This is a genomic window from Streptomyces griseiscabiei, assembly GCF_020010925.1.
In the GTDB taxonomy this organism is placed as follows: domain Bacteria; phylum Actinomycetota; class Actinomycetes; order Streptomycetales; family Streptomycetaceae; genus Streptomyces; species Streptomyces griseiscabiei.
The window spans coordinates 3,332,000-3,349,953 of sequence record NZ_JAGJBZ010000002.1 but is presented as its reverse complement, the minus strand read 5'-3'; the positions used below and the strand labels follow the sequence as shown (position 1 = coordinate 3,349,953).

The following is a 17,954-nucleotide window of genomic DNA, read 5'->3' as shown; positions in this document are numbered from 1 at the left end:
ACTGATCGGCTCCCATCGGCTGCGATCGGCCGTGATCGGTGCGGCCTGTCAGATGATAGGAACTTCCGCTTTGACCTGGGGCGACCGCCCGGTCGACAGTTTCGTGAGGTGTCGTACGGACGGTCAGCGGAAAGGCGGCGTGGTGCTGCGTGCGGGATGTCGACGAACCCGAGGAGGGCGAGCTGTCGGTCACGGCTCCCAAGACATGGGCGACCGGCGCACCCGCGGTCGTGCACGCCCTCAAGTACGCGCTGGGCCAGACCTCGCCGAAGCGCACCGCGCTGACCCTGCTCAACATCAACCAGGCGAAGGGCTTCGACTGCCCGGGCTGCGCCTGGCCCGAGCCCGCGCCGGGGCAACGGCACCGCAACGAGTACTGCGAGAACGGTGCCAAGCACATCGCCGACGAGGCCACCTCCCACCGGGTGACCGCCGAGTTCTTCCGTCGGCACTCCGTCGACGAGCTGAGCCGCCGCTCCGACTACTGGTTGAACCAGCAGGGCCGGCTGACCGAACCGATGGTGCTGCGCGAGGGCGCGACCCACTACGAGCCGATCGGCTGGGACGAGGCGCTGGACCTCCTCGCCGACGAACTGCGCGCCCTGGAGAGCCCGGACGAGGCGCTGTTCTACACCTCCGGACGGCTCGCCAACGAACCCGCCTTCCTGCTCCAGCTGTTCGCGCGGGCCTTCGGCACCAACAATCTGCCGGACTGCTCCAACATGTGCCACGAGTCCAGCGGTTCGGCGCTGGGCGAGACCCTGGGCATCGGCAAGGGCAGTGTCACCCTCGACGACCTGTACGACTCCGACCTGGTGTTCGTCGTCGGCCAGAACCCGGGCACCAATCACCCGCGCATGCTGTCCGCCCTGGAGGAGACCAAACGGCGCGGTGGCCGGGTCGTCGCCGTCAATCCGCTGCCCGAGGCGGGGCTGCTGCGCTTCAAGCACCCGCAGAAGGCGCGCGGTGTCATCGGCCGGGGCACACAGATCGCCGACCAGTTCCTGCAGATCCGGCCCGGCGGCGATCTCGCCCTCTTCCAGGCGCTCAACCTGCTGCTGGTCGAGGCGGAGGACAAGGAACCGGGCACCGTCCTGGACCGCGAGTTCATCGAGGCGCACACCTGCGGGTACGAGGCCTTCGTCGAGCACATCCGCGCCACCTCGTGGGACGCCGTCCTGGAGGCCACGGGGCTGAGCCGGGACGAGATCGAGGAGGTGCACGAGCGGGTCCTGAACAGCCGCAGTGTCATCGTCTGCTGGGCGATGGGGCTGACCCAGCACAAGCACGGCGTGCCCACGATCCGTGAGGTCGTCAACTTCCTGCTGCTGCGCGGCAACATCGGCAGGCCCGGAGCGGGTGTGTGTCCGGTGCGCGGCCACAGCAACGTCCAGGGCGACCGCACGATGGGCATCTGGGAGCGGATGCCCCAGCCGTTCCTGGACCGGCTGGGCCGCGAGTTCGCGTTCACCGCGCCGACGGCGCACGGTCTGGACTCCGTGGACTCCATACGGGCCATGCGCGACGGCTGGGCCAAGGTCTTCGTCGGTGTCGCCGGGAACTTCGTCCGGGCGACCCCCGACAGCGACGTCACGGAGCGGGCCCTGCGCAACTGCCGGCTGACCGTGCAGATCTCGACCAAGCTCAACCGGTCCCACGCGGTGTGCGGGCGCCGGGCCCTGATCCTGCCGACGCTCGGCCGCAGCGACCGTGATGTGCAGGCGGGCCGCGAACAGTTCATGACCGTCGAGGACTCCATGAGCGAGGTCCACTCCACCCGGGGCCGGCTCGCCCCCGCCTCCCCGCATCTGCTGAGCGAGGTGTCCATCATCAGCCGCCTCGCCCGCAAGGTGCTGGACGGTGGACCGGACATCCCCTGGGCGGACTTCGAGTCCGACTACGACCTCGTCCGCGACCGCATCTCCCGGGTCGTCACGGGCTTCGAGGACTTCAACGCACGAGTCCGTCGGCCGGGCGGCTTCCGCCTCCCCAACCCGGTGAACTCCCGGGTGTTCAACACGCCCGTCGGCAAGGCCGTCTTCAGCGTCAACGACTTCGCCATGCTCCAGGCCCCCAAGGGCCATCTGGTCCTGCAGACCCTGCGGTCCCACGACCAGTGGAACACCATCCCGTACGCGATGGACGACCGCTATCGCGGTATCAAGGGCGGCCGTCGCGTCGTCCTCGTCAGCCCGTCCGACCTCACCGAACTCGGCTTCGCCGAGGGCGACCTCGTCGATCTGATCAGTGTCTGGACCGACGGTTCGGAACGCCGCGCGCACGCCTTCCACGTCGTCGGTTACCCCACTCCCCCGGGCTCGGCCGCCGCGTACTACCCGGAGACCAATGTCCTGGTCCCCCTCGACAGCGTCGCGGACATCAGCAACACCCCGACCTCGAAGAGCGTGATCATCCGACTGGAACCGGCCGCCGCGGAGCCACTTCACGCGACGTGACGCGCCCCCCTCGGCCATCCGCGGTCAGGTGACGATGCAGGTGAGGGCCGCCCAGAGAAGGGGTGAGTGCTCGGTCCGGCCGCCGGTCCGCCAGCGGTCGAGCTGCTCGCGCTGCCAGCGGCCGAGCCGGTCCACGGGGTCGGCGTGTTCATGGGCGGCGTCGACCGCGACGATCGCCTCGGTCAGCGGACGCACGGAGTCCGGCACACCGGCCAGCCGGTGGAAGGCGAAACTGGTCGGCAGGGCCCAGCGGGTGGCGGTGACGAGTTCGGCACCGTTGTGGAGCATCGCCGTCGCCAGGCCGAACGACTCGGCGAAACGGAAGTCGCCGCCGCTCTCACAGCCGATGAGGGCGACCCGCGGCGGCGCGGGCCAGATGCTCGCCCCCGGCTCCCCGTCGGCGCGCAGCGGCAGTGTGCCCAGCAGCAGATCCTTGGCCGACAGCGGACGATGGGTGCGGACCGGATCGGCCAGGCCCGCCGCGTCCGGGCCGCAGCACAGATGGAGCGTGCCGTCCTCGCTCTGTCCGCCCTCGACCGGCGCGCCGCTCACATGCCCGACGTACATGAGTCGGCGCGCCCCGTCGCGGAGCACACCGCCGAGCCAGTCCCGGTCCAGGTCGGTGCGGCGGAACAGCTCCGCCGGGGTCGTGACGGACGGTACGACGTCGCCCGCGTCGAGACGGCCCCGGACGAAGGACAGCAGCTCCGGGTCCGAGCCGGGCGGCCCCAGGACCGAGCCGAGCGGGGAGTCGGCGCGGAAGCCGGGGACTCGGGGGTCGAGGACGAGAACGACCTTGCCGGCATCGGCATCGGCATCGGTGTCCATGTCGGTGTCCGGGGTTGGTGGTGTGTCGAGGGTCCGCCGAGCGTCGGGGTGCCGTCTCCGCAACGACGTCGGCGCCGTGGTCACGACGTTCGCGAGGTCGATGAGCCGTACGTCGGTCGCGGCGTCGACGGCGAGCAGTTCCCAGGGGACCTGGGCGACCCGGGGTGACGGCTGGATCCGGACCAGCGGACGGCCCGCGCGCTCCGACACCTGGCGTATCTGCGCGGTGAGTCCCTCCGGCCACAGCGCCTCGGCCAGCAGCCGGGCGAGCCCCTGCTCGGCCCGGTGATCGGCCAGCGCGCCCGAGCCCAGCGCGTGCCGCATCCCCTCCGCTCCCGCACCGGCCTCCGGCAGCGCGGCGGCCAACTCCCGCACCGCCACGTCGACTTCGTCGGCCGGCGCGCGGCCGGTGCCGAATCCCCGCGCGCCACCGGCCCAGGTCCAGGTCATGAACAGATCACCGGCGTCGGCCAGTCGGACCTGCACCACCGGGCGGCCCGTGAGGTCGTCGGTGATCCAGAACGGGACCTCCTCCTCGCTCACCAGCCGTCGGTGATAGCGGTGTTCGGCCGCCGCGATGTACTCCTGGAGCGCGACACGGCCGGGGCCCTGTGCCGCCATCCGGACCTTCGGCGGCGGCGCGACACGCAGGCCGACGGAGGCGGCGGCCTCCGCCGCCACTCCCCCGAGCGCCATCGGGGAGTCGGCCTGCCCGTACGTCTTCATCGCCGCGCCGGGGAAGAACGACGCGCTCCCGTCGGCGGGGGCGAGCCGGTCGGCGGAGGCCGGGTCGTCCCGGTGCCCGGTGGCCGTGGTGCGCGGCGCCGACCTCGGGGTGCGGTCCCAGGCCAGGGAGGCGCCCGCGCCACGGTGTTCCACCAGCTCGAAGAGCAGCCCCTGGTCCTGACGGCGAACGGCGAGACGGAAAACCAACTCCATTGCCTCGTCGGCCAGTTGGAGCCACTGATGGCGTGCGTGGGCGGTGACGAAGTCGAACCGCGCCGCCTGCAGGGCCAGTGCGGCGGGCACCGCGAGGGAGAGCGCGGTGCCGACGGACCGCGACTCGTGGTCGCCGTGGTCCGTCCGGTTCAGGTTGTCCTCCAGGGCTCTCGCGAGCATGAGGTCGACCTGTGCGCAGCGCTCGTACATCTCCCGCGCCTGGTAGACGTCGCGGGCCCGCTGGGCGAATCGCCGCGTCTCCTCGATGTCGCCCCGGTCGTAGGCGTGGTGGGCGGCCAGCAGCATGGTGTCGGCGGCGGCGATCGACGCGCCGAGTCGTTCGAACCTGGCCAGGCTCGCCGTTGTCAGGTCGTCCGCGCGGGTGACCGCGCCGCGCCTGCCGGCGAGGAAGGCACGGGCCTGTTCGCAGACCGCCAGGTCGCCGTACCGCCCCTGCTGTTCGAAGAACGCGGAGGCCTCGGTGAACAGGCGCTCCGCCAGGTCGAGTTCGCCCCGGTGCAGCGCGACGGACGCCCGGTGCGCGAGCAGCGTCCGCTGCTCACCGGTGTCCCCCAGCGCGCGGAAGCGCTCCTCCGCCCGAGCGAGGTGGTCCTCGGCCTGGTCGTACCGTCCGGTCGACGAACAGATCGTGGCGAGAGCGGTCAACAGCCTTGGGACGGCCTCCAGTTCGGTCGACTCCAGGGTGGACAGGAGTGTCGAGGCATGTTCCTCCGCGCCTCCCCACTCACCCCGGTCCATCAGCAGAAGCACCCGGTTCAGGCCCAGTTCGGCCGCGCGCAGGCGCTCGGGGTCGTCGAACTCGGACAGTCTGGCCGCCGCCTCGTCGAGACAGACCAGCGCCTCGTCCAGGCGTCCGGTTCTGCGGAGCAGGTCGGTCCTGCCGATCATGGTCTTGAGCAGGGTCTCCAGCCACAGTTGGCGGCCCCGCGGTCCCATCGGCGCCGAGGCGATGCCGTCGAGCAGGGCACGGGAGCGCTCGACGGCGTCCTCGGCGCCGGGCAGGTCGGTGGCGGTGAGCCGGACGCTCGCGAGGTCGCACAGCAGGTGCGCCCGCAGAAACCGTACGTCGGGCGAGTCCTCGATGGACTCGGCCACGGTGAGCAACTCCTCGTAGACGGCGCACGCGGCCGTCAGGTCGGCCGCCAGGTGACGCTCCTCGGCCAGGGCGAGACCACTGTCGAACGGCTCCCCGTACAGCGGCGTCACCCCCGCGCCCTCCTGCTGCGCGCCTGGCGCTTCCTGCCGCGCACCTTGCCCGTTCTGCTCGTACGGATCGTGCGACATACGTCGGTGGTCCTTGTCAGTAGTCCTCATCGGCGGCAGCGGCGACGGTCTCGGCGAGGAGCGCGGCCTCTCGGGTGTCGTGCGGTGATCCGCCGTTCGGCGATCCGTCGTACGGCGATCCGTCGTAGGCCGGTGGTCGCGCGGCGGTGGCCAGTCGCCGCCGTGCCAGGGCCCGGACGGCTTCGCGGCCGGCGCGGTCGTCGGCCGCGCCCGACGTGCCTGGGCCCGGGTCGAAGCCTGGCAGGAGGAGCCCGACCTCGATCCGCGGCGACAGCGTCTCGACCGGCAGATCCGGCGCCAGGTCGAGACGGCCGGTCCACAGGTCGTCGCGTCGGGCGAGCGGCACCCGGTGCGGGCCGTCGCCGTTCGCATGGACCTCCGCGACGAGTGAAAGGCCGGCGGTGGGCGCCGCGTCGTGCGCGACGGCCTCGACCTCGACGCGCCGCCGTGCGCCGAGCGCGCGGACGGTCCAGGACACCGCGGTCTCGGTCGCGTCGACGAAGCCGGGCGGGTAGCGGCGCCAGTCGTTGGTGCCCGCGCCCCGGGCGATGACGCGACCGCCCGCGCCGAGCGGTTCGCCCGCCGCGAGGGCGTAGCCGCCGGACCAGGTGAACAGGGCGCCGATGTCGAGCGGTTCCCCTGCCCCCGCCGGGTCCGGCCGGTCCAAGGCCGAGCGCAGACGGCGCAGGGCCGGCCCGTCCAGTCCGCGGCTGTCCGCCGCGTCGTCGATCAGCCGCAGGACGCTCTCCACATGCCGTGCCGTGTACGGCGGTTGCGGTGCCTCGCGCCACCACCGGATCAGCGGGTCGAGCGCGGCCTCGTGCTCCGTGATCAGTTCGGCCGCGCAGTCGTCGGGCTGATCGCCCTCGTCGTCGAAGAGTTGCTGACAGCGGTGGGTGAGCGCGGCCGACTCCAGGCCGAGCACGGCCGGTTCGAGGGCCGGGATGCCGTCCAGGTACGAGGCCGGCCACCACCGGGCCGCCCAGTGGGCGAAGGCCAGCCGGGCGGCGCAGCCCGCGAGGGCGGTCGGCTCCGCCGCCACCCGCACACCGTCCACCGTCTGCGCTTCGCCCGGCTTCCGCGTACCGCCCGGCTCCCATGTCACACCGTCGTGGACGGCGGCGGCGACGCGCTCCCCGTACAGGGCCCACAGCCACTGCTGCGCCCGCGCCGGGTCATGGATCCACGCCGACGGCAGGCTCGGGTCGCCGAGGACGGGCCAGGTCAGCACGGCTCCCGCGACATCGAGGACGGCCCGGGTGAAGTCGAGGCCCCCGGCAGCGACTTCACCGTCGTAGGCATCAGCGCCACCGACCGGCGAACCATCCGTGATCCGGACCGTGCCGTCGCCGCCCCACGCGACCTGCACGCCGACGTGCCGTGCCCCCGCCATCACGCGCTCCTCGCCCCGGCCGGCCGCGCGGGGCCCGCCGTCAGGGTGCGCAGTGCCGCCCGTACCCGCGCACGATGGTCCATCATCACCGAGCGGGCGACCCCGTCGAGCACCGCCCAGGCCGACGCGAGATCCCGCAGCGGTGCCTCGCGGACGTCCCGCCCGTGCAACCGCACCCACAGTCTCCGCATGTACGCGGCCCACGGGGCACGGAGGTCCCGCGCGAGGGCGTCCAGGGTGCCGCCGTCGGGGTCGGGGCGGGGCGAGACGGTCATCCTGCGGGCGCGCAGGACCGAAGCCTCGCGTTGCCAGCGGCTGTTGACGGCTCGGTGTGCCGCCGTCCGCCCCGGCGCGCCGGACCCGGTGGCCAGCGGGTCGAGGCCGGCCGCGAGGAGGCCGCCGAGGACCACGGTGACGCGGAGCGTCTCGTCGCACAGGCCGAGCGGAGCGCAGCTGCGGCCGACTTCCCGTGCGACGAGTTCCGGCACCATCGGCAGTTCGTCCCGGCGGGCCGACGACTGCAGGACGACGAAGAGCCGCTCGAAGAGGGTGCGGTCCAGCGGCGCGGGCAGCGTGGCCGTCGAGGCGCCGCGGCCGACCTCCGGGCGCGGCGGGACCCGCCGTCCCGTCAGCCCCAGCGGGGTCGGCAGGCCGTCGCGGACCCAGACACCGCTCGCACCCGCCCACAGGGCCCGGCCGAACAGCTCTCCGTGACCCGCCTCCACCATGGCCGCGTACGCCGGTGAGGTGCGGGTGCCGGCCCCGCCCGGCGCCCCGCAGGCGTCCAGCGCCTCGGCGGCCCGTACGACCACCGTGCCCAGGTCGGTGGCCGTGCGGGTGGCGCTGGTCGTGTGGGGGTCGACCACCGGAGCCGGGACACGGTCCTCCCAGGCCGTGGTCAGTTCCTCGTCGAGTCGGGAGCGCCGGCCGGTGTCGGCCAGCCAGTCCCTGAGCGCGTCCACCGTGCGCCCGCCGAGCGTGTCCGCCATCTCCTCGACCACGGCCCTCGCCGTCGCGTCGGCCCCGGCCGTGGGCGCTCCGTACTCGGTGGCCAGTTCGAAGCAGCGCTGGAAGTACAGGTCCTGGGGGTTGCCCCCGACCACGCCGAGCGCCCGGCGGGCCTTCTTGAGGAGGGTGAACCACTGTGCCGTCGCCGCGAGACACGTACCGGAGTCCTGGATCAGCGCGTCGAGACGCGCCGCCTGCGCGGCCGGGAGGAAGTCCGCGGCGAGTTCGGGGCGCAGGGCCGGCCTGACGATCAGCGGCAGCACGATCAGCTTCACCGCCCGGGTCAACGGCGCGCCACCGGGGCCGCTCAGCGTTTCCAGCCCCGGCCCGAGACCGCGCCAGGCGTGGTCGATGACCAAGGCACGCGGTCGGCTCTCGTCGGCCGACTGGCTGGGAAACGGCATGTGGGGAGCGTACGCCGAGGGGGAACAGGTGCACGAACCTGGGATCGGTAGGCGCTCCGGGCCGCCTAACGTCCATTCCGCCAGGCAGGAACGGCAGCGAGCCGACACCGGTACGAGAAAGGACCAGGGCCATGGGGATCTTCGGACGGCGCAAGAGCCGTGAGGAGCGGACCGCCGACATCGCGGGGAAGGTGGCGAGCGGAAAGGGCTTCTACGGCCGGGCCACACGCGCGTTCCTCGGCAACGAGGACTTCGCCAGGGTCCAGCAGTCGATCGGCGCGTACAACTCCGGCATCGAGGTACAGCAGTTGCTCGCCGCGGGCGTGCCGACGACACCGGCCACCGTCGTGTCGATCGGCGACACCGGCAAGCTGGTCAACTTCGACCCGGTCGTCGATCTGGTTCTCCAACTTCCCGGCGCCAGCGAGGGCATCACCCTCCAGACCATCGTCTCCAAGCTCCGGATCCCCCGCACCGGCGACCGGGTCCTGCTGATCGCCGACCCCGCCCGGCCCGGCGCCTACCTCTACGCCGGGGACGGCATGACACCCTGATTCTCTACCTTCGCAAGGCTTCGGCGGGTTCGACCCGGGACGCTCGCCAGGCCGGGTAGAGGCCCGCCAGAACGCCGGTGACGAGGCCGATGAGGGGGGCCGCGGCAACCGTGCCGGGGTGGATGACGGCCGTCCAGTCCCGTACGACGGCGACGGTGAGGACGGTGAGGACACCGAGCGAGGTGCCGACCAGTCCGCCCAGCATGCCGAGGGCCCCGGACTCCGCGAGGAACTGGCCCAGGATGTGGCGCCCCCGCGCCCCCAGCGAGCGGCGCAGCCCGATCTCCCCGGTGCGTTCCAGGACGGCCACGAGCGTGGTGTTGGCGATGCCCACGGCCCCGATGACCAGGCAGATCGCGGCGAGGACCAGGAACAGCTGGTCCAGGTCGGATGTGACGGACGTCCGCAGGGACTTCGGATCGGGGGGTGGTACGGCCCTGAAGTGGCCCGGCACGTCCGGGCGCAGGGCGAGCGGCGCCTCCTCGGCGATCTGGACGGCCGCGCCGACCCGGGTGGAGATCAGCATCCCGGCGCGGTTCTGTTCGGGCGGTCCCCACAGCTCGGCCGCGGTCGTGCGCGGTACCACGACGGAGAGCAGCAGATCCGCCTTGCGTTCGACGTCCGCGACGATGCCGACGACCGTGAAGGGGACCTCGCCGATGAAGACGGCGGGGCGGGTGTCCAGGGTGGTGATGCCGAGCCGGGCCGCCGTGCCCGTGCCGATCACGGCGACCCGCTGCCGCTCCCTGTCGTGCCACGCGTCGAACACCCTGCCCTGGGCGACGGTGGCCCGAGCCGCCCTGAGCACACCGGAGGACGCGGCGAGGACCGGGACCTCGTCGCCCCGCGCGCCCTCCCCGACCGGAGCGGCACGCACCCGGCGGGCCGCGGGGGCGTCGACGGTCCAGTAGACCCCGCCGGCCTCGACGCCGCCCAGCCGTTCGATCCTGCGGTCGGCGTCGTCCGGGAAGGAGAGTGCGGGCTTCACCGCTGCGTCGCCACCGGTGTCCTCGACGGTCACCTCGGTCGCGGTCAGGGAGTTGAAGCGGGAGTCGATCTGTGAGGAGGCCGTCGCGGTCAGCCCGAGGATCGCGACGAAGGTACCGACACCGAGCACGGTTCCGAGCGCGGTGAGCACGGAGCGCCCGGGGCGCTGGAGCACACCGGCGACGGCTTCGGAGAGGAGGTCGCGCGGCGCGAGCCGGGAGCGCTCGGCGACGCTCCCGGCGGACCCGGTCCTCCCGTCCGTGACACCCGGAGTGCGGGATCGCGTCCTCCTACCGGGCCACCTCACGCCGGGCCACGTCACGCCGGGACTCCTCGCTGCGAGGCATCTCTCTGCGAGGCATCTCGTTCCGGGGCTTCTCGTTCCGGGGCGTCCTCGCTGAGGACTCCGTCCCGGATGGTGACGGTGCGTCGGCCCCGGGCGGCGACGGCGGGGTCGTGGGTGATCACCACGAGGGTCATACCGTCCTGGTGCAGCGCGTCGAGGAGGCGGAGCACGGATTCGGCGGTCGCGGTGTCCAGACTGCCGGTGGGTTCGTCGCAGAGCAGGAGCGAGGGGCGGGCGACAAGGGCGCGGGCGATGGCCACGCGCTGGCGTTCGCCACCCGAGAGCCGCGTGGGCAGCGCATCGGCGCGCGGACCGAGCCCGACCCGCTCCAGCGCCTCCCGCGCACGCGCCGCACGGGCCGCCCGCCGTGTCCGTCCGTCGTACATCATCGCCAGCTCGACGTTCTCGCGTGCGCTGCGGTGGGCGAGGAGATGGAAGGACTGGAAGACGAAGCCGATGCGCCGGCCCCGCAACGCCGTGCGCTCGGCGTCCTTGAGCGCGCCGATGTCATGACCGTCCAGCAGGCACACGCCCGCGGTCGGCGTGTCGAGCAGCCCCGCGATGTTGAGGAACGTCGACTTGCCCGAGCCGGAGGGCCCGACGACGGTGACGTACTCGCCCCGTTCCACCCGCAGATCACAGGGTCTGAGCGCTTCCACCGGGGGCGGGCCGGGGTAGGTGAGCGCGGCACCGCGGAGTTCGAGGACGGGGGTCGGGATCGCGCCCACGGGGTCCGTCATCCCGCGTTCTCCCCGACCGTGCCGCTGTCCGTCCGCCCGCTCGTGCCGTCGCCGGTGTCCCCGTCCGGCGTCCCACCCGTGACACCGACGATCACCCGGTCGCCCGCACGGAGGGGCGCCCGGCCGACAGGGCGTACGGCGACGAAGCCGTTGCCCGTGGTACCCGTCGTCACCTCCGTGCGGCGGTGGCGGCCGTCCGGCCCGTACACCGTGACGACCGCCTTGCCGTCGGCGCCCGCCGAGATCGCGCTCACCGGTACGATCAGCACCTTTTCCTTGGAGGAGCCCGCGGTCACGGTGAGCCGGACGTCCTCACCGGCGAGCTTCACGGGAAGCTTCCTCACGGGGTCGACCAGCACGACGTAGCCCCCGCCGTTTCCCTCGCCCGAGCCGCCGTCCCCGGAGTTCTGGCTGTCGCCGGTGTTCCGGTCGGGCTGCTCGGACACGGTGGAGACGGTGCCGTCGGCCGTGGTGCCGGTGACTTCGGAGAGGATCTCCACCTGTTGCCCGGCGCGGACGAGCGCGCGTTGCTCGGGTCCGAGCGCGCCTTGGACGACCAGTTCGCCGGAGGACACCGTGAGGAGTTCGGTGCCGGGCCCGGCCTCGGCACCGACCCGGGTGCCCAGGCGGTCGGCCCGGGCGGGGAGGCTCCGCAGGAAGACCACCTCGGCGGCGGGCAGCATGGGCCCGTCGACCGCCTCCAGCGCGGCGCGTTCGGCCTTGGCCGTGGCCAGGTCCTCGGCGGCGCGGCCCTTGGCCTTGCCCTTCGGGGCGTCCTCCCAGGCGCGCTCGGCCTGGGTCACCGTGCGCTCGGCGGCGGCCAGCGCCGCGCCGCCGTCGGCTGTGGCGGGCAGGGGGTCGTAGCCCCGGGAGGCGTAGAAGGCGGTGAGGGCGCGCTTGGTGCCGGTGCCGAACGTGCCTTTCGCGTCGGGGGTGGTGGTGTGGCCGAGGCGGGCGAGTGCCTGTTGGAGCTGGGTCACGTCCGCGCCGTGCGCTCCGGGCTTCAGGTCCCGGTAGGCGGGGAGGGTGCCCTGCAGGGCGAAGAGGGGGCGGCCGGAGATCTCGATCAGGAGCGAGCCCGCGTCGACGTCGGCGCCCTCCCGGAGCGGGGTCCTGGTGACCACCGCGCGTACGGCGTCCCCGCCCCCCGCCGAGAGGGCCGTGATCTCGACGGTCTGGTCGGCCCGTACCGTGCCGCGCAGCACGACGGAGTCCTTGAGCACGCGGTACTCGACCGGGGCGGTCAGCACATCGGCCGGGGGCGGCCCCTCCGAAGCGGCCCGCTCCGCCGGGGACTTGACGAGCGTGGCGGCCCCGATGCCGCCGGCCGACAGGACGACGGCCGCCGCGACGACGGTGATCAGCAGGGTCCGCCGCCGAGCCACCAGGCCGCGCCCACCCGGCGACTCCTCGGCCGGCCCCTCCAACTCCTCCGGCCCGTCTGATTCCTCCCGCGCCTCCGGCTCCTCCGGCGTTTCGTCCGGCGCGGCGTCGTGCTTCTCAGGCACCGCTGCCCGCCAGTCGTCCGGAGTTGCGGAGGACGGCGTCGACCGTGTGCTTCACATCGGCCATGCGTTCGGCGTTCTTCTCGATGTACTGCTTCTCGTACGCGGCCTGCACGGCCCACCACACGCCGACGACATTGGTCCGCCGCTTGCAGTCGACATCCGCCTTGGCCACCTGGATCTCCGCCCCGCCCGCCGGGGCCGGGGTCTTCCAGCGGTCGTCGTCGTTGGCCTGCATCGGGTCGTCGTAGTCATGACCCGACTTGTCCATACAGGTGCTCCACTCGCCGAAGACGTCCCGCACCCGTTCGTCGGCGTCCACACGGGCTCGGATCGCCACCCGCTCGTTGGGGAGCTTCATGAACGTGTCGGTGCCGTCCGCGCCGAGGGTCGCGCGGTTCGCCTCCCCCTGACAGCCGCCCTCGGGGACCCGCTCGCCCGCGACCTGCTTGCCGGCGTTGCTGCCGACCAGGACCGCGCGCTCCGCCGCCGTCGGGGTGGTGTCCTCCCCGCTGTCCTCGTCCTTGCCGCCGGACGGAGCCCGGTCGGGCGCCCGGTACCCGGACACCGCCGCCGAGTTCGCGTCGACGAGGAAGTAGTAGCGGGTCTTGTCGGGCCGGAGGTCGGGCACCTGCTCGGCGTCGAGCACCGCGTCCAGTGCCCGGAAGTCGAAGCCGAAGCGGGACATGCACTCCCGGATCAGCAGCCGCTGCGCCTTGAGATAGGACTGGTACTGCTCCTTGGTGAGCACATAGGCGTCCAGCGGCAGGTCGGGGATGTCGGCGCTGCTGCGCACCCGCGGCACCTCGCCGAGCTTCGGCGCGGACGCGCCCGAGTCGTCGCCGTCCGCGGAGCAGCCCGACACGAGAGCGGCGGCGGCCAGGGCCAGGGCCGGCAGGGCGACAGGGAACCGAATCCGGCTCATGGGTGGTCCGAACCTCCGGGTGGGAGAACCTTCTGGGAGACTTCCGTCCAGTGGCGCCGGCGGATTCCGGCCGTCGGCGCCACCGCTCACCGGGCGAGGATCAGCTCAGGAGTTCTGCGACGACGAGGTCTTGTCGTTCATCGCGTCGCCCACGTAACTGCTGTTCGTGTAGGCGCCGTAGTTGGCCCCACCGTAGTTGTCGTGCTCCCAGACCCTGGTCTCACAGCTGGAGTAGCCCAGGAAGGACGACACCATGTCGTTCCATCCGGAGGGCGAGTACGAGCCGAGCTGCCAGTCCACATCGGGATTGGTGTCACAGCCGTAGTCGCCGTTCAGGGTGAACGACGCACCGCCGTAGTTGCTGTGCTGGTACAGGACGACGTGCACCACCGCGAGAGCGCCCATGTCCTGGCTCTTGTCGTTGGTGGGCGCCGCCTGGGCCGGGGCCACGGCCCCGAACACCGCCGCACCGGTCAGTGCGGCGGAGGCGAGTAAGGATCTGACGCGCATGACTGTTTCCTCTCACTCTTACGACGAGATGGAACGGAAACGTGCTGCGAACGACTCCGTGGCCGGCACGGGCCCGGAGAGTGGAGCCGCCTCACTGTGCGGCAGTCGACAGCCGCGGGCAAATCGCCAACTCGCGTTCCGGACACGGGAATTGACCGCCCGTCCAGAAGCCCCGGCACTGCCGTCCCGACCCTCGTGGATCACCCGCGCCGCAATACACAGGGTACTTACAGATACTCGACGGAAACTTCACACCCTGCCCAAACGGCATGTACACAACGGAAGGTGGACCGGAAACACCCCCTCGCCGGGACGCCCGGGCCGGTCAGTTCTGCACCGTGAGGCGGGCCAGGTCGAAGCGGTGGGCGGTGAGGTCGTCGTGGCGGATGAGCCAGTAGAGGGTGCCTTCGTCGCCCCAGGTCATGCGGGCGGCGCCGTCGCTGTCGAACTGGGCGAGCAGGAGCCAGCGTTCGGCTTCCTCGTCCAGCGGCTGATCGCCCCACGCGTGGGTTCCGCCGAGTGCCGCGTTCGCGATCTCGTACTCCACCGGGCCCTGGACGGGCACGGCGTGACCGCCGATCTGATGGCCGATCCGGGTGCGCGAGGTCCGGAAGGCGCGGACGAAGGCCTTCAGTTCGGCCGGGGTGTCGCGGGGGTGGGGCCAGGGCCGGTGGTCGCCGAGCAGGGCGCGCCGGGCCTGGGGCAGCCACAGGTCCGGGGCGCTCCGCCCGGTGTCCGCGGCGAGTTCCACGCGCCGGAACGCCTCCAGGGCAGGGGGCGTGTCCGCCGGGAGGACGGGGGTGCCCTCCGGGACGTACAGCACCTGGGCCCCGGCCCGGGTCTCGGGATCGTCGACGGAGACGAAGGCCTCCTCGTCCGCCTGACCGTCGAAGTAGAAGAAGAGCAGAGTCCCCTCCCGGGGGAACTCCTCGGCGAGTCCGTCCCGGGGCAGCTCGGCACACCGCACCTCGGCGACGAAGGACAAGGGGCCGTGTCCGGGCCACTCGGGCCAGACGGTTCCCACCGGGAGTTCCGGGACCCCGCCGAGAACGGCCACGATCCGCTCGTCGGCGCCGTCGGTGGTGTCGGCGCCGACGGTGGTATGGGCGGCTCGGCGCAGACGTACGCACGGACGCAGCAGCGCTGCCCAGCCCTGGGCCAGCTCACCGGGAAGGTGCTCGGCAGCGGTCCGGGTGTGATGCTCATCGGTCATGGCGGCATCATTTCGGACCCCGCCGACGCACCCCCCGTGTCCCGGACGCGCCGGCACAGGATTACGTAGCCGGTTGCGTGGTTCCCCGGACGCTCAAGGCGGTCGGCGGACGCTCACGGCGGTCGGTTCAGCAGGCGATGACGTACCAGACCGGGGTCCAGAACACGTCGTTCCTCGCGGGGGCGTCGATGGAGAACATCCAGGTGCCGTTGGCGTCGTAGAAGTGGGCCCTGGTGCCCGGCGTCTGGTTGTTGTGGAGGGAGCCCCAGCCGACGAGGTTGGGCAGGGTGTAGGTCGTGTTGCAGTTGGTGTAGTCGAATCTGTTGCCGTTGGCACCCATCCCGCACACGTAGTAGTAGGCGCAGTTCAGCGAGGCGGCGGCGGTGCCGGACTCGGCCGCTTCGGGTACGACGGCGTTCTTCATCTGCGCCGCCGTCAGCGACGGCTGCCGGGCCTCCCCCGAGGCCGCGGTGCCGCTGTGCGCGGCGGCCGTGCCGTCGAGCCCGATCGTCGAGGACACGATCGCCGCTGCCGTGAACAGAGCCGCGGCGAACTTGCGTGGTGACATGAGAAATCCCCTCCCGTACCGGCCGACTCGCGCTCCATGTGCGGGAGTCGGCGGTTCTACACCTTCGGACACCCGGGCCCGACAGACAACCCCCCGATCCGGAGGAGTGGAGAGCGGCCCGGGTCCTCCTTCTCAGCGCAGTTGTTCGGCCAGTCCGACGATGACGCCCTCCGGGCCGCGGACGTAGCAGAGCAGATAGCTGTCCTCGAACCGGGCGATCCCGCCGACGAGTTCGGCTCCGTGGGGGCGCAGACGGGCCACGGTGTCCTCGAGGTCGTCGACGGCGAACATGACGCGGTGCGTGCCCAGGATGTTGTGCGGCCGGTCGCGGGGCCCGGCGGTGATCGCCTCGGGGCTGCGGTACTTCGCCAGTTCGAGCCGGCTGTGACCGTCCGGGGTCCGGACCATCGCGATGTCGCAGTGGACGCCGTCGAGTCCGGTGCACCGGTCGGCGACGGGGCCCTGGACCTCCGTCCTGCCCTCCAGTTCCATACCGAGTTCCACGAAGAACGCGATGGCGGCCTCCAAGTCCTCGACGACGATGCCGACGTTGTCCATCCGCTGGATCGCCATGCCGGTCCCTCCCTCTTCCTCGTGCGGCCGGTGGTGGCCGCTGATGCCCCTGGGACGGAGCCGGTGGCGTCTTCTCGACATCCGCTCCTCGGACCACCGGACCCCGCTCGCCGGTTCTCCTGGAGTTCAGTTCTCCTGGAGTACGGACAGGACGTTCCCGGCCGGGTCGGTGAACCACGCGATCGCCGCCGGGCCGCCGTCGCCGACCCGGACGATGCCCTTCTCGTCGTGGTCGAACTCGGGGTAGCGCTCCAGGGTCACGCCGCGCCGCCGCAGTTCGTCCACGGCGGACTCGATGTCGTCCACGGGGAAGTTGAGCAGGGTGAACGTCGCGGGGGTGTGCGTCTCCTTGGGATAGACGAAGACCCGGGCGCCACCGCCGAGGGTGAGGGTCAGCATCCGCATGTCGCCCTCCCCGGACTCCTCCACCCGCAGGCCGAGAGTCTCACCGTAGAACCTGTGGGCCGCGCCGAGGTCGTCGACCGCGAAGCCGCTGAACGCCTGTGACTGTCCGAACATGCCGTGTGTCTCCTTCACGTGTGAGTCGTCCCGAGGCCACAGGCCACACCACCCGCACCACGGTCGGCGGCACGCCACGCGGTCGGCGTCCGGATGGTCGCGCGCCTTCACCCGCACGCGGCGACGGCCGACCGGGCACGGTCACGGTCCGGCCGCTCCGTACGCAACACGAGTGAATCGGCCCGCTTCACCGCTCGGTGCCGGTGCATGTTTCGTACGGTCTCTGTCGGGATCCGACAGCCGTGGGGAGGGTGGATGGTGGTGTGCCTCGGACCGGCCGTCGGCTGCTTGGTGCTGACCCTCTCCCTGTTGCTCCGCGCCCGGGGCACCCATGGGCGGGTGCGGACCCGGCTGCTCCTGGTGGCGGGTTCCGCGACCGCCGGAGGTTTCTACCGGGCCTCCGTCGTCGCCCTGGCGAGCCGTCCCTCACCGGCACCGGACGCACCGGGGCCGGCCGGTCTGGCGGTGGTCGCCGGGGCGACGGTCACGGTCGGGCTGGGGATGGCCGGTCTGCTGGTCGCGGCCGATGCCGGTACGGGGTGGCGGGCGTGGCTGCGACGCGTCCTCGACGGGGCCGTCGTGGCCGGGGCCGGGTTCATGGCGGCTGGGCAGGGCCGGTGACGGCTGGCGTTGGGAGACGGGGATGCTCGGCGTCCTGTGGACCTCGGAAGTGGTGTTCCTCGGGTTTCTGCTCGCCCTGAGACGTCTCGTGCGGGGCGACCAGCGGGCCACCTTGTGGGCGGCCGTCGTCGGCGTGTTCCTCCTGCTGGTCGGCGACACCCTGCGTCTGTCACGGGTCGGTCCACCGGGGCAGGAGGCGATGTCCTTCCCCGTGGCCGATGTCTGCGGCACCGCGGGGCTGCTGATCGTGGCCGTCGGTCCATGGGTGCCGGGCGGGGCCAGCGTCCTCGGCGCCGGCCGGCCGACGCTGCGGTCGGGCATGGAGGGCGCCGCGGCGTTCGTCCCGCTGACCGTCTGCACGGTGTCGGCGCTGAGTTACGCGGTGGCGCCGCTCGCCGACGACCCGGTACCGCTGCTGGTGGGCGGGATGGCGCTGCTGGGCCTGTGGGCCCGCCGGATCTGGCTGCCGAGCGGGAGCACCGGCCAGGACGACCGGGCATCCCGGTGACGTGGCGGTGACATCGCGACGGCGTCCCGGTGATGTCGCGGTGGCGTCGCGG

Annotated in this window: 16 protein-coding genes; 4 read left to right on the top strand and 12 right to left on the bottom strand. The window is 72.4% G+C overall.

The features are described from left to right. Positions 1-149: 149 nt before the first annotated feature. Positions 150-2,456: an FdhF/YdeP family oxidoreductase gene (locus J8M51_RS31620; RefSeq protein WP_086754213.1), complete on the top strand. Its 2,307-nt coding sequence runs from the start codon at positions 150-152 to the stop codon at positions 2,454-2,456. 24 nt (positions 2,457-2,480) lie between these two features. Here J8M51_RS31620 and J8M51_RS31615 read toward each other — a convergent pair whose 3' ends face one another. Genes J8M51_RS31615 through J8M51_RS31605 form a run of 3 tightly spaced genes read right to left on the bottom strand, consistent with a single transcriptional unit; the run spans position 2,481 to position 8,333 of the window. After that, the gene (locus J8M51_RS31615; protein WP_107473680.1) at positions 2,481-5,528 is read right to left on the bottom strand and encodes a tetratricopeptide repeat protein; all 3,048 of its coding nucleotides are present in this window, start codon (positions 5,526-5,528) and stop codon (positions 2,481-2,483) included. 16 nt (positions 5,529-5,544) lie between these two features. After that, positions 5,545-6,921, bottom strand: coding sequence for a hypothetical protein (locus tag J8M51_RS31610; RefSeq protein WP_086754209.1), 1,377 nt, complete (start codon positions 6,919-6,921; stop codon positions 5,545-5,547). Further along, on the bottom strand, positions 6,921-8,333 hold the full coding sequence (locus J8M51_RS31605) for a hypothetical protein (RefSeq protein ID WP_086754207.1): 1,413 nt from the start codon (positions 8,331-8,333) through the stop codon (positions 6,921-6,923). The genes J8M51_RS31610 and J8M51_RS31605 overlap by 1 nt, the downstream gene beginning before the upstream one ends. 131 nt (positions 8,334-8,464) lie before the next feature. Between J8M51_RS31605 and J8M51_RS31600 the strand changes: the two genes are divergently transcribed. Next, positions 8,465-8,887 (top strand): hypothetical protein, encoded by a 423-nt coding sequence (locus J8M51_RS31600; RefSeq protein ID WP_086754205.1) that lies wholly within the window; start codon positions 8,465-8,467, stop codon positions 8,885-8,887. A gap of 4 nt (positions 8,888-8,891) precedes the next feature. Here the strand turns inward: J8M51_RS31600 and J8M51_RS31595 are convergent, their stop codons facing one another. The 9 genes from J8M51_RS31595 to J8M51_RS31555 form a co-directional block, all read right to left on the bottom strand. After that, a complete protein-coding gene (locus J8M51_RS31595) occupies positions 8,892-10,196 on the bottom strand; it encodes an ABC transporter permease (RefSeq protein ID WP_256964152.1) in 1,305 nt (434 codons plus the stop codon). After that, positions 10,193-10,960: an ABC transporter ATP-binding protein gene (locus tag J8M51_RS31590; RefSeq protein ID WP_267299632.1), complete on the bottom strand. Its 768-nt coding sequence runs from the start codon at positions 10,958-10,960 to the stop codon at positions 10,193-10,195. Before J8M51_RS31590 ends, J8M51_RS31595 begins: the two co-directional genes overlap by 4 nt. Further along, the gene (locus tag J8M51_RS31585) at positions 10,957-12,468 is read right to left on the bottom strand and encodes an efflux RND transporter periplasmic adaptor subunit (protein WP_216587394.1); all 1,512 of its coding nucleotides are present in this window, start codon (positions 12,466-12,468) and stop codon (positions 10,957-10,959) included. The genes J8M51_RS31590 and J8M51_RS31585 overlap by 4 nt, the downstream gene beginning before the upstream one ends. Further along, positions 12,461-13,390 carry a hypothetical protein gene (locus tag J8M51_RS31580; protein ID WP_086760183.1) on the bottom strand — a complete coding sequence of 310 codons (930 nt, stop codon included), beginning with the start codon at positions 13,388-13,390 and terminating at the stop codon, positions 12,461-12,463. Before J8M51_RS31580 ends, J8M51_RS31585 begins: the two co-directional genes overlap by 8 nt. A gap of 105 nt (positions 13,391-13,495) precedes the next feature. Continuing rightward, positions 13,496-13,900, bottom strand: a complete 405-nt coding sequence (locus J8M51_RS31575; protein ID WP_086760181.1) for a hypothetical protein — start codon at positions 13,898-13,900, stop codon at positions 13,496-13,498. 325 nt (positions 13,901-14,225) lie between these two features. Next, positions 14,226-15,113: a YwqG family protein gene (locus J8M51_RS31570; RefSeq protein ID WP_086760179.1), complete on the bottom strand. Its 888-nt coding sequence runs from the start codon at positions 15,111-15,113 to the stop codon at positions 14,226-14,228. Positions 15,114-15,240: 127 nt separating this feature from the next. Then, positions 15,241-15,681 (bottom strand): hypothetical protein, encoded by a 441-nt coding sequence (locus tag J8M51_RS31565; RefSeq protein WP_086760177.1) that lies wholly within the window; start codon positions 15,679-15,681, stop codon positions 15,241-15,243. Between the two features lie 132 nt (positions 15,682-15,813). Then, positions 15,814-16,254, bottom strand: coding sequence for a VOC family protein (locus J8M51_RS31560; RefSeq protein ID WP_086760175.1), 441 nt, complete (start codon positions 16,252-16,254; stop codon positions 15,814-15,816). 126 nt (positions 16,255-16,380) lie between these two features. After that, entirely contained in the window at positions 16,381-16,773 is a 393-nt protein-coding gene (locus J8M51_RS31555; protein WP_086760172.1) for a VOC family protein, read from the bottom strand. Positions 16,774-17,028: 255 nt separating this feature from the next. Between J8M51_RS31555 and J8M51_RS31550 the strand changes: the two genes are divergently transcribed. Together J8M51_RS31550 and J8M51_RS31545 are read left to right on the top strand one after the other, a co-directional pair. Continuing rightward, positions 17,029-17,394, top strand: a complete 366-nt coding sequence (locus J8M51_RS31550) for a hypothetical protein (protein WP_256965806.1) — start codon at positions 17,029-17,031, stop codon at positions 17,392-17,394. Between the two features lie 22 nt (positions 17,395-17,416). Next, entirely contained in the window at positions 17,417-17,902 is a 486-nt protein-coding gene (locus J8M51_RS31545; protein WP_256965805.1) for a hypothetical protein, read from the top strand. The last annotated feature ends 52 nt before the right edge of the window (positions 17,903-17,954 follow it).

Bases quoted from the DNA above. Each gene is read 5' to 3' on its own strand.
- J8M51_RS31565 (WP_086760177.1), bottom strand. From the start codon at position 15,681: ATGTCACCACGCAAGTTCGCCGCGGCTCTGTTCACGGCAGCGGCGATC.
- J8M51_RS31615 (WP_107473680.1), bottom strand. From the start codon at position 5,528: ATGTCGCACGATCCGTACGAGCAGAACGGGCAAGGTGCGCGGCAGGAA.
- J8M51_RS31550 (WP_256965806.1), top strand. From the start codon at position 17,029: ATGGTGGTGTGCCTCGGACCGGCCGTCGGCTGCTTGGTGCTGACCCTC.
- J8M51_RS31590 (WP_267299632.1), bottom strand. From the start codon at position 10,960: ATGACGGACCCCGTGGGCGCGATCCCGACCCCCGTCCTCGAACTCCGC.
- J8M51_RS31580 (WP_086760183.1), bottom strand. From the start codon at position 13,390: ATGAGCCGGATTCGGTTCCCTGTCGCCCTGCCGGCCCTGGCCCTGGCC.
- J8M51_RS31570 (WP_086760179.1), bottom strand. From the start codon at position 15,113: ATGACCGATGAGCATCACACCCGGACCGCTGCCGAGCACCTTCCCGGT.
- J8M51_RS31555 (WP_086760172.1), bottom strand. From the start codon at position 16,773: ATGTTCGGACAGTCACAGGCGTTCAGCGGCTTCGCGGTCGACGACCTC.
- J8M51_RS31545 (WP_256965805.1), top strand. From the start codon at position 17,417: ATGCTCGGCGTCCTGTGGACCTCGGAAGTGGTGTTCCTCGGGTTTCTG.
- J8M51_RS31610 (WP_086754209.1), bottom strand. From the start codon at position 6,921: ATGGCGGGGGCACGGCACGTCGGCGTGCAGGTCGCGTGGGGCGGCGAC.
- J8M51_RS31575 (WP_086760181.1), bottom strand. From the start codon at position 13,900: ATGCGCGTCAGATCCTTACTCGCCTCCGCCGCACTGACCGGTGCGGCG.
- J8M51_RS31605 (WP_086754207.1), bottom strand. From the start codon at position 8,333: ATGCCGTTTCCCAGCCAGTCGGCCGACGAGAGCCGACCGCGTGCCTTG.
- J8M51_RS31600 (WP_086754205.1), top strand. From the start codon at position 8,465: ATGGGGATCTTCGGACGGCGCAAGAGCCGTGAGGAGCGGACCGCCGAC.
- J8M51_RS31560 (WP_086760175.1), bottom strand. From the start codon at position 16,254: ATGGCGATCCAGCGGATGGACAACGTCGGCATCGTCGTCGAGGACTTG.